The organism is Streptomyces atratus, from assembly GCF_014648655.1.
GTDB lineage: Bacteria > Actinomycetota > Actinomycetes > Streptomycetales > Streptomycetaceae > Streptomyces > Streptomyces atratus.
In genome coordinates this window covers 1-9,899 of sequence record NZ_BMRN01000101.1, presented here as the reverse complement: position 1 = coordinate 9,899, position 9,899 = coordinate 1, and the positions used below count along the sequence as shown (strand labels likewise).

At 68.6% G+C, this 9,899-nt stretch carries 9 protein-coding genes and 4 pseudogenes; 4 read left to right on the top strand and 9 right to left on the bottom strand.

The window, feature by feature from the left end:
• Window positions 1-196: 196 nt before the first annotated feature.
• A pseudogene (locus IEZ15_RS42585) lies at window positions 197-772 on the top strand (transposase); the annotation flags it as partial.
• Between the two features lie 43 nt (window positions 773-815).
• Here the strand turns inward: IEZ15_RS42585 and IEZ15_RS42580 are convergent.
• From IEZ15_RS42580 to IEZ15_RS42570, 4 genes and pseudogenes are all read right to left on the bottom strand, one after another.
• Window positions 816-1,844, bottom strand: coding sequence for a hypothetical protein (locus IEZ15_RS42580; RefSeq protein ID WP_229846552.1), 1,029 nt, complete (start codon window positions 1,842-1,844; stop codon window positions 816-818).
• A gap of 271 nt (window positions 1,845-2,115) precedes the next feature.
• Window positions 2,116-2,288, bottom strand: a pseudogene (locus IEZ15_RS46160) (IS5/IS1182 family transposase); the annotation flags it as partial.
• Window positions 2,277-2,830: pseudogene (locus tag IEZ15_RS42575) on the bottom strand (IS6 family transposase); the annotation flags it as partial. The pseudogenes IEZ15_RS42575 and IEZ15_RS46160, both read right to left, overlap by 12 nt.
• A gap of 408 nt (window positions 2,831-3,238) precedes the next feature.
• A complete protein-coding gene (locus IEZ15_RS42570; RefSeq protein ID WP_189282306.1) occupies window positions 3,239-3,706 on the bottom strand; it encodes a hypothetical protein in 468 nt (155 codons plus the stop codon).
• Window positions 3,707-4,094: 388 nt separating this feature from the next.
• Here IEZ15_RS42570 and IEZ15_RS42565 point away from each other — a divergent pair.
• A pseudogene (locus tag IEZ15_RS42565) lies at window positions 4,095-4,265 on the top strand (ATP-binding protein); the annotation flags it as partial.
• Between the two features lie 370 nt (window positions 4,266-4,635).
• Here the strand turns inward: IEZ15_RS42565 and IEZ15_RS42560 are convergent.
• The 5 genes from IEZ15_RS42560 to IEZ15_RS42540 all read right to left on the bottom strand — a co-directional run bounded on the left by IEZ15_RS42560 (window position 4,636) and on the right by IEZ15_RS42540 (window position 8,176).
• Window positions 4,636-4,848: a cold-shock protein gene (locus tag IEZ15_RS42560; RefSeq protein WP_189282305.1), complete on the bottom strand. Its 213-nt coding sequence runs from the start codon at window positions 4,846-4,848 to the stop codon at window positions 4,636-4,638.
• A 458-nt stretch (window positions 4,849-5,306) separates the two neighbouring features.
• Entirely contained in the window at window positions 5,307-5,594 is a 288-nt protein-coding gene (locus tag IEZ15_RS42555; protein WP_229846551.1) for a hypothetical protein, read from the bottom strand.
• 476 nt (window positions 5,595-6,070) lie between these two features.
• On the bottom strand, window positions 6,071-6,790 hold the full coding sequence (locus tag IEZ15_RS42550; RefSeq protein WP_189282304.1) for an SGNH/GDSL hydrolase family protein: 720 nt from the start codon (window positions 6,788-6,790) through the stop codon (window positions 6,071-6,073).
• Complete coding sequence (locus IEZ15_RS42545; RefSeq protein WP_189282303.1) at window positions 6,787-7,257, bottom strand: cupin domain-containing protein; 471 nt, start codon at window positions 7,255-7,257, stop codon at window positions 6,787-6,789. The genes IEZ15_RS42550 and IEZ15_RS42545 overlap by 4 nt, the downstream gene beginning before the upstream one ends.
• A gap of 82 nt (window positions 7,258-7,339) precedes the next feature.
• The gene (locus IEZ15_RS42540; RefSeq protein WP_189282302.1) at window positions 7,340-8,176 is read right to left on the bottom strand and encodes an AraC family transcriptional regulator; all 837 of its coding nucleotides are present in this window, start codon (window positions 8,174-8,176) and stop codon (window positions 7,340-7,342) included.
• Window positions 8,177-8,315: 139 nt separating this feature from the next.
• On the opposite strand from IEZ15_RS42540, the gene IEZ15_RS42535 reads away from it, so the two are divergent.
• The gene (locus tag IEZ15_RS42535) at window positions 8,316-9,560 is read left to right on the top strand and encodes a replication-relaxation family protein (protein ID WP_229846550.1); all 1,245 of its coding nucleotides are present in this window, start codon (window positions 8,316-8,318) and stop codon (window positions 9,558-9,560) included.
• A gap of 99 nt (window positions 9,561-9,659) precedes the next feature.
• On the top strand, window positions 9,660-9,899 hold a 240-nt coding region (locus IEZ15_RS42530), incomplete at its 3' end, for a hypothetical protein (RefSeq protein ID WP_189282301.1).

Genomic DNA, 9,899 nt, shown 5'->3' with positions numbered 1-9,899 from the left:
CACCCGGACACGCCTACTACCAGTGCGAACTCTCCGAGGGTAAGACGCCGAAGGAAGCGAAGCGGTGCCTGAAACGCCGCCTGGCCGACCACGTGTGGCGCGTCATGATCGCCGATGAGCGAAAAGCCAAGTCACTCCCTAACCATGGGACTTGACAAGACACAGAGGCACCCCGGGTGAGGTGGAGGCTCGATTTCAGATCGCGCTCGACGCCTACGACCGGATCGTCGGTCTCGTCCTCGACCAGATCGCCGTAGACGGCTCCATCACCAAGGCACCCGGAGGCGGCGAAGTGGCCGGGCGTTCCCCGTCGATCGCGGCAAACAGGGACTGAAACGCTCGGGCATGACGGACGGATACGGCATCCCACTGGGTCGTGTCCTGACCGGCGCCAACCGCCACGACTCCCCGCTGCTCGCCCCGACCCTGGACCGCCTGAACGACCTGGACCGTTGCCCGACAACGTCACCGTGCACCTGGACGCCGGCTACGACTCGGACAAGACCCGCACTCTCCTCAACGAACGCGGCCTCCACGGCCGCATCGCGCACATCGGTGAGAAGGCACCCATCCAGGCCAGTCAGCGCTGGCACGTCGAACGCACCCACGCCTGGCAGAACGCCTTCCACCGGCTCGCCCGCTGCTACGAGCGGCGCGCCACCGTCGTCGACGCATTCTTCGACCTCACCGACACGATCACCACGTGCGCAGCCTGATCCGGCGGGCCTGGATAACTCACCGCTGGGACGAACGCCCGAACCGCCGACCATGACCGCACCCCTATCCGCGCCACCTCTTAACGACGCGGAGATGACCTAGCGGCCGAGGGCCTGTCGCACGGTCAGGTTGTGGTACTTCCGCAGCCGGTACAGTTCCCAGCACGACAACACCGTCACCGACACCGGAGCGCCGAGCAGGAACACGATCTGGGCAAGGACGGGAACCTCGGCGTTCTCGTTGTTGATCACGTCGAGGGCGGCCATCACCCACACCAGCAAGGTGGCGAGGATCGGCGGCAGCACCTCGTGGATGTCGGCGGTGCGGAACACGTGCATGAGGCAGAGCGCGATCCCGTACAGGGCGAAGCCCAGCGACCACGCGCAGAGGGTGATGAGGACGACCATGCCGGGGGTCCCGATGGCGTCACGGAAGCCGGCGGTCTCCGGATCGGGCGCGACGGCGAGGGGGAACGTGGCCATGGACCCCATCAGAGCCGCCACCGACCCGAAGGACTTCAGGGACCGACGCAGGTAGAGCCCGCGCAGCGCACCCTGCGCCGCGAACGCGAACAGGGCGATCACGAACGGGAAGGCGCACACGAGGACGAGTGTGCTGATCCAGCTCTGGTCGAACTTGTCGCCAGCGACGGTCTCGACGCCCTTGGCGGTGTCGACCGGCTTGTACGACATGACCAGCACGAGCCAGGCGGCGATGCCGAGCCCGGTCCGCCACATCTGGATCTTGCGCACCGTCAGGTCCTCGACGGCGCCCGGGCGCGAGGGGCGGAAGGTCCGCTGGGCGGCGTAGAACGGGTTGTAGACGCACTTGAGGATCCGCTGCCTGCGCGTCAGCGGCGGCCGGGGCGGGCGCGGGAACGGTGGCTGCGGGCCACCGCCGTGCGGCTGTGGCGGGTACGGGCCCCAGCCCTGCGGATGTCCCGGGTACCCCTGCGGCGGCACGGGCGCGGGCTGCGGCGGGTAGGGCCCCACGGCGGGACCGCCGGGGTACGGGTGGTGTCCGGCCCCGGGGTAGGGCTGATGGCCGGGACCTGGGCCCGGCTGTCCACCGGGGCCGGGTCCGGGTCCGCCCGTCGGACCCCAGTAACCATTGCCGTCCGTACTCATGCCGTGCACCCCCGATGTTTCGGTCTGTGCCGTGCGCGGCGCGGCTCGACCCGCCCGCTCAGCGTGCGGCGTGATCCTACCCATCGCGGAGGCCGAGAAGTGCACGTTCCGGGACCGGGCCGGGCACCGGTGGGTAACGACCTGGGGTGCGATGGGGAGCGGCAGCGTTCCTCTGGCAGACCTGAGCCCTACCCTGTTCGCCATGAACTGAGCAAAGCTCTTGGTGCTCCTCACGGTCGCGGCGTCTTTCAGTTCGGGAGCCCTCATCCAGGTCCAGGGTCGGGGCGAGCAGTGGCGAGTCATGGCAGTTTGCCCGGCCAGGACCCGGCCCAGCGGGATTCCGTAACCGTCTGTCATTCCGGAGCGTTTGAGGCCCTGTTTGCCTCGATCGACCGGTGAGCGTCCGGCGGCTTCTCCGCCTCCGGGTGCTTTGGTGCGGAAGCCCTTCATGGCGCGTTCTCGTTGCCGGGTCGGCTGGTGGGAGTTCTCGGCCCGTTGTTGAGGCCCTTGTGGGAGCGGTGCTCGACGGAAGGCATCACCTCGCGGTGGGCGGCCCCGTAACTGCGGATCTTGTCCGTGACCACCACCCGCGGCACCGAGCGGGTCTTCTTGAGGAGTTTACGGAAGAAACGCCTGGCCGCGGCCTTGTCGCGTCTGTTCTGCACGAGGATGTCCAGGACGTTGCCATCCTGGTCCACCGCGCGCCACAGGTACTTCAGCTCACCGTTGATCTTGATGAAGACCTCGTCCAGGTGCCATTTGTCGCCGGGACGGGGACGCCGGCGACGCAGCGCGTTGGCGTAGGCCTGACCGAACTTCAGGCACCACCGCCGGACGGTTTCGTAGGAGACGGCCACGCCGCGCTCGAGCATCAGTTCCTCGACCTCCCGGAACGACAGCGGGAACCGGTGGTACAGCCACACGCAGTAGGAGATGATCTCGACGGGGTACCGGTGCCCCCGGTACGACGGCGACACGGACGACACGAGCAGTCCCCTCCCCGATAGGACCTCCCCGAAGATCAACCCACGCCGGTCAGCCAACGTGACAACGCCCGGAGATCGAGAAGGACCTCCTTCCTGCGCCGCAAACAGGCCCAGGAAGACCACTGGCTCGGCGACACCGAGGGCATCGACTCGACCCTGGCCTTCCTCCGCGCCAAGCAAGCCGAGGCCGCCCTCCTCGCCAAGAGGCCCGTCACCGACCTCGGCATCCCACGACCCTGTCCCGCAGATACCCAGTGATCCACCACCGGATGTGTCCCGCCATGGGTGCAGCCGATCTTGCCGGTGACCTTCACCGTCGCTCGGCTGCGACTACGCGGGGGCGGCTACGTCTGCCAGGTCGCCCACTCCGAGTTCTTCAACACGGGGCGGCAACCGAAGGGCTGCGGATCACGACGACCCAGGCTGGGGCTCCTCGCCGTCGTAGGCCGCCAGCGCAGCCTGGCGGCATTCCAGCAGGTCGCCAAGGTCCTCGTGGGTCACGTGCTCCTGGGTCAGTGCCACCATGGCCCTGGCCTCGACCGAGGCCCATGCGTGCCGGGCGCGTTTGTTGGCGCGGCGCCTGGCGTCGCTGCGCAGGAAGCCCGCTCCCGCCGCGAACCCGGCAGAGGCCAGAGCGGCGAGGGCGGCGGGAACGCGCACGTCCGCCGAGGCCAGTCCTGCCGCTCCTGCCGCTCCCGCGAGCAGGGCCGCGGGGAAACCGAGGGCGATGTCCGTCTTGGCCCAGAACTCGGCCCGACGGTGGGCGAGTTTCCTCTGGCGCGCCGCCTCGTCTCTCAGCCGCTCGATCTCGGCACGCAGGCGGTGCGCGAACTCGTCCGGGCTCAGGCGCGTGGTTCCGTCAGCGGAAGTGACCATAAAGGCATTCCAACACGCCTGCACCAGAAGGTACTTGGCGAGCCCGGACAGCCTTCGGGCGCGGCGGACGTGAGCTTCCCACAATGGTGTGCCCGGACGGCCCTGCTCGCACAGCGGGCACCCAGAAAGCCCGCAGTACCCGGACCAGGCTTCCGATGAGACGGTTCCCGGAACAGACGACGACAGCCTCGCCGATCACATGACCTGGCGCAGCGTGACGCCGCCCTTGTAGCCCTCCACGATCTGGCGGGCGCGGTCCACGACGGCGGGCCACCGAATCTGTTCACGTGCCATACGGGTACATGTACCCGTTGCTGCGGCACTGGGTGCGGGGCCACGTCGTGCGTCGTCGTATCCGGGCCGGCACGGTGCCTGGGCGGCAGGCTGGTCCTGCAGGACCTTAAGCGAATGGGGACAGGTGTTCGGCGGTGAGGTCTTGGCCATGGCCATCCTCGACCGCCTCCTCCACCACTGCGGAGTCATTCCTATCAACGGCCCAAGCTACCGCCTCAAGAACCGACTTACCGCGATCGAACGAGAGCGAGACGACGCAGCATGAGCTTGGTTCAAGCGGTCCTTGTCAGACCCCGCGTTCAGAGTTGGGCGAGATGGGGCCGGTTCCGAGGCCGTCAGTACTGGAGAACGGCAGCCTCCCTGGTCTGCGCGGGGGTGGTTTCGGCCCAACCGGCGTCCAGGCATGTTGAGGGCCACAAGCGCAGCCTGCCAGCCCGGCCCCATCTCAGCCGACCGCCTGTACTGTCCTTCGCGTCAAGACTGGTGCACATAACTCTGTACTCCGCGGAGCACTTGCGGGAGTACGCGGACACCGGTGCAGCGGGCGCAGCGGGTGTGCCCGGTCTCGGGCTGGAAGCCCGGGTTCGGACCGGGGCCCGGAAGGGGGCGGGGCGTCATCCGGGGAGAGGGATCTGCTACCCCGCGGCCTGGACTTTGTCGGCCTGCATACCCTTCTGCCCCTGGACAGCCTCGAAGGTGACTGCTTGGCCTTCCTTCAGGGACTTGAACCCATTCCCTTCGATCGCACGGAAGTGAACGAAGAGGTCAGGACCTGACTCCGGGGTGATGAAGCCGTAGCCCTTCTCGTCGTTGAACCACTTCACGGTGCCGTTCTGGCGCTCGGCCATATCTCCTCCTGATCGTGTGCGGGTGGGCGCGCACCCCACAATCATTCCACCCTAAGCAATGTCATCCATACGAACAGTGATGACCCGTCAGGCGGAACGCCACGCGGGCCAGGAACGCTCTGACAGCCGGGCGGGTCGCCGAGCTCGAAATGCTCGGGATCGTGTGGTCCGAGCAGGACGCGGCCTGGACGGACGGGCTCGCCGTCGCCAGGGAGTACGCCGCCGCCCACGGCCACTTCCTTTCTCCGGCCACCGCGACGTGGGAGGGGCATCCGATCGAGGGTAGGAGGTCCCCATGCCCTGCGAACTCATCGAGTGTATGGCGGCGTGCGACGACTGCCGGAATCTCGCCGTCGACCACGGCATCAACCTGATCGGCTCCCTGCGCCCCGGCGCAGATCCGCGCGACTGGGGACTGCCCCTCACGACGACCCGTATCCACCTGGACGATCACCTGGTCACCGCGTACGCTGCGTGGCTGCCCGAACGGCAGCCGGACTGCGGGTCGGGCGGGCGGTCTCGGCCGCCAGCGGCGGGGAGTCAGGGTCGTCGCCGGCGAACAGGTTCACTATCCGCCCCGGCGTGAGCGCCACCACGAGCAGCACCAGCGAGGCCAGCAGTCCGACCACGTACCAGCCCGTGCGCCGCTTGGGCCGCGCGGGCGTGTAGCTGCGCCAGCCCTCCAGGTCGCGGCCGGGCTCCGCGCGCGGCCCGCGCCGACGGCTCCTTGGGCGAGTCGGCGGCACCCGCCACCGACTCGCGCAGAAACCGCTCCCACTCCTCGTCGGACCTGGACGAGCCGTCCGGCTCCCTACCCGCGCCCATCCCCGACCCCCTGGCAATCAGTAGACCGCGGCCCGCTCCCCTGGGACGCGTCCGCATAATGACACAGAGCGCTGACAGCGAGGCTGGCTGGGCGGACGGCGTGGGCGCGCCACCCTTTCTCAAGTCGCCACATCGCAGCCGCATCAGAGAGCGAAGCACACGCTGAGTGACTGAACTCCTCCGCAGACATTAAATACGCGACACCTCAACATGCGAGCCCACCAGTCCCGAGGCCGGGGGCGCGGTCGACGACAGCAGCCGCCACGGGACCGTGACCCAGGTGCCCTCGCGGTGGTCACGCAGCCGGACGAGCCGGATGTCGTAGGCGTTGACCGCCTGGATTGGATGCCACCTCCGCGCGGTAGATGGCATCCGACTGGCCGGGCGCCGGAACCAGCTACGCGCTCTGGGTCAGCAGACCGGCGTCGATGACCTCAGCGATAAGGGTGGCGCCGCGGCTGTTCTGGTGGATGTGGTCGGTCGTGAGCACGAGACCTCGCCGCCGCGAGATCGTGTCGAGGCTGCGGCGCAGCACTGCGTGCTGGACGAGGAGGCCGACGACCGCTGCGGGCGTCACCTCCCGGTATGAAATCGGCGGCGGGTCCGCTTGGCGCAGTTCCTCGATCTGGCGTTCGTGGAGCGGAAGGTAGGCCACCTCGTTGGTGGCGGCGACCTCGGCGATCATCCGGCTGTACGCCTGCGATGCCTGTGCCGCTGCTCCGTCGAGTTGTTGGCCGAGTACCGGTAGCGACAGCAGACCGATCGTCGCGTCGGTCTCCGCTCGCAGCCGTGCGACGACGGCTTCCAGGCACTGTTGGAACCAGCCGGCCGACGGGCGATCGGGGAGCTGTTTGCGCTTCATGGCCTGCTCGACGGGGTAGCCGGCAAGGCTCGCTCGGGCGTCGTTGGTACCGATCAACACGGTGATCACATCGGGTGGGTTCGTGACGACAGCATCGAGGCGCTGCAAGAGGTTGTAGGCGAAGTCGCCGTTGGCGCCGAAACGGGCAAGCCGCACGTCACCGGGAGGGTGGCGTCGTCCGAGAAGATCCAGGTAGTCGACGCTGAACTGCGCGCGGGTGAGGCTGTCGCCGAGGCACGCGATGCGTGTCGTCACGGCGCTTCCTCCGGGCTGGGCGTGCCGACGCGTTCGGTCGGGCGGGTGTCGGTCCGAGGACGGTGGTCGGTGCCGAGGGTCGCAGTGATGGCCAGGATGGACGTCGGCCCCTCCATGTCGACCACGTGCCATACCCCGGCCGGGTTGATGGTGGCCTCGCCCGGCCCGAGCAGAACGCGGTCGGGCACCCCGTCCACGTCGCGGGTGACCGTCACGGACCCGCTGAGGCAAACGACCAGTTCGTCGCCTGCAGGGTGGCTCTCCCAATGGTCGCCGAGCCCGTCGCCGTCGAAGATCATCACCATCCGGCCCTCGGCGCCGTCTGCCGCGACCGCGGCGCTGTAGCCCTGGAGCACCTCCGGGTCCCAGGTGAAGCCCTCGACGGGTTTCGCTCTCGATCCCAGTCCGAGGTGCACGGGGGTGGTCCGCAGGTCCATGGCATTGCGTTCGTGGTTGACGAGTCTCATGCCGACGATCGTCCACGACAGCGATCGGGCGGTCTTGAAGAAAAGGGAAGAGAAGCCGACGCGAAGGGCAGACGGTTGGCGGCTACCCGGCTCCGAGGAGGACTTCGCTGCGACGCCAGGCCGTCGGCGATCGGCCCGTGAACTCGCGCCAGTCCCGAACGAGATGGGCCTGGTCGGCGTAGCCAGAGACGGCTGCCACATCGCCCCACGGGAGCGGGTCCTGCGCCGCCGCCAGTTCGTGCGCGTGCTCGAAGCGCAAGACTCGGGCGAAGGTCTTCGGCGACAGGCCCACCTCACCGCGAAACCGCTCGGTGAGGTACCGACGGCTCCAGCCGAGCTCCGCGGCGACCGCACCAACCTGGACGCAACCCCGCGCGGCGACGAGGCGGCGCCACGCCTCGGCTACCTCGGGGCGCACCCAGCGCACATGGTCGCCGCAGGCGCCACGGCCGACAGCTCGGAGGAGCAATTCGTCCAGCGCGGTGAACCGTGCCGCCCATGTTGTCGCCGATCGGAGCCGGTCGACCAGCTCGACGGCAAGCGCTCCGAGAAGCTCGTCAAGTGGGACCAGTCGGTGGGCGAGCTCGGCGGACGGCATGCCGTAGATGGCCCGGGCCCCGAGCGGTGTCAGCGATACCTGAACACCTTGCTGGCGTCCGTCGTGGTGAATCGCGACGGACCGGCACATCAGACCGCCGGCCACGCTGCCGAATCGGGTGACCGGTGACCCGTCGTCAACGCCCGCCGCCACCTCCAAAGGATCTGACAGGCTGATCACCGCGGTGAGCGCGCGGCTCGGCGGGCCGCAGTGCACCCCCGTCGGGAGTCCGCGGAGGTCGAAGCCGACATACGAGTCGACGTACTGGCGCAAGACGGGCGCCGGACGTGCACCGATCCCGGTGGCTGTGTGGTCCTCCATTTTCGTCAGTGTACGAGCCGCCCAGCCCAGGAAGATCACAATCCAAGGATTGATCACCGCCGTTTGCGGCTGGTGACGATCCTGCTGGCTTAAGTCTTCGAAGCAGACATGGAAGCCAACCCACACCCGAAAGAAGGAAGTGCTGAAGGCTCTCGGGATCTTCCAGAGGGCTACCGCCGAACACCTGTGGCGCATGCTGCGGCCCGGAGACCGGCACAACCGGTGCACGAGGGACACCCTCAACGCCCTCAAGGAGGACGGGAAGGTCCGTGTGGAGACACGGCTGGAGTCGAACCATCAGCTGTGGGTGCTCACCGAGCGAGGGCACAAGGAAGCCAAGCAGCTGCTGCCTGGGAACGTCCGGGTCTCCGTGCTGCGCAAGCTCGAGGGCGACGACGGTGAGCCGGTCACCGGCGAGGGCTTCGACGAACACGCGGCCGCCGTCACGATGACCGCCGCGGTCCTCACCGGGGCCGGGTTCGGCACACCGCTCTCCTGGCAGACCGAGATCGGTCACAAGCTCCCCTACGGCTACACCCAGTACGCCGACCTGACGATGCGGGCCCCGGACGCCGACGTGCCCGTGATGCTGCTGGAGGTCGACCGGGTCACCGAGCCCGTCGACGTCTTGGTGGCCAAGGTGCGCCGCTACAGCGAGTGGTTCGAGTTCCTGGCGCCGAAGGCCGACAAGGACCACGAGAGGGCGGCCCGCTCCTACGGGGGAGCGAGGGTGCACGACTTCCGGCTGTGGTCGCGGATCTACCCGGCGACCAGCCACGAGGGCTACGTGCCGGTGGCGTTCGTGTTCACCGGGAAGACGAAGGCGCAGCGGGAGAGCCGGATCCGGCGCCTGGAGGAGGCCGCCCGCCGCTACTTCGCCGGGGAGCCGTACTCGGGCCGGGCCTCGGGCATCACGGCCGTCGATTACCACCAGGCGGTGCCCGTGGTCGTCACAGAGCTGGAGCGGATCACGGCCGATCCGGATGGGGCGGCGGGGAAGGTGTGGCGCAGGCTCGGGCGCGATGAGGATGAGTGGCAGACGCTGCGCGAGGCACTGGACAACCCCGACGGCGATCGGCTGTACACGGTGCAGCGGAAGGAGGCCCACCGCCGCAAGGAAGAGCGTGAGGCCGCGCAGCGGGAGGCGCAGCGGCCGGTTTGCACCCGCTGTGGAGCGAAGTTCACCGACGACCGCTGGCAGTCGATCCGGCAGTCCTCTTGGCACAGCGAGGGGGATGAGCCGTGCGAGCCGTGCCTGGACGAACACCATGAACAGGTGAGGGCGGAGAAAACCGCACGGCTCCAGGTACAGGAAGCCGCAGCCCGGGAGGCGGCCGAAGCGGAGGCGGAGAAGAACCGCGGCCTGTTCGGCCGCCGCCGGTAGCCGACGCGCGGGCCGGCGGCCGGAGGACGTCTTGTCCGCTGCCGGGCCGGGGCGGAAAGATCGGATGCGGACCATTCACTACCGAGGGGGAAGAACACGGTGAGCAACAAGCTGCTGGCACCGGACGGCTGGCTCGTACTGGGACTGCCCTGGCCGGAGCAGACCCAAGATGGCTGGGGTGAGTGCGCGGTGGCTGTCGCCCCGGCGATGATTCCCCGCCACCTCGTCAGCAAGGGCGCCGGCATCGCGCTCGATCTCGCGACCGGCCTGGCCCGCGACCCGAACGACGGGCCAGGCAAAGCGGTCTTCTTCTCCGACGTCACCCTCTGGCTCGACAAG

Coding starts and splice junctions, on each gene's coding strand:
- IEZ15_RS42545 (WP_189282303.1), bottom strand. CDS start 7,257: ATGAGACTCGTCAACCACGAACGCAATGCCATGGACCTGCGGACCACC.
- IEZ15_RS42570 (WP_189282306.1), bottom strand. CDS start 3,706: ATGGTCACTTCCGCTGACGGAACCACGCGCCTGAGCCCGGACGAGTTC.
- IEZ15_RS42580 (WP_229846552.1), bottom strand. CDS start 1,844: ATGAGTACGGACGGCAATGGTTACTGGGGTCCGACGGGCGGACCCGGA.
- IEZ15_RS42540 (WP_189282302.1), bottom strand. CDS start 8,176: ATGGAGGACCACACAGCCACCGGGATCGGTGCACGTCCGGCGCCCGTC.
- IEZ15_RS42560 (WP_189282305.1), bottom strand. CDS start 4,848: ATGGCCGAGCGCCAGAACGGCACCGTGAAGTGGTTCAACGACGAGAAG.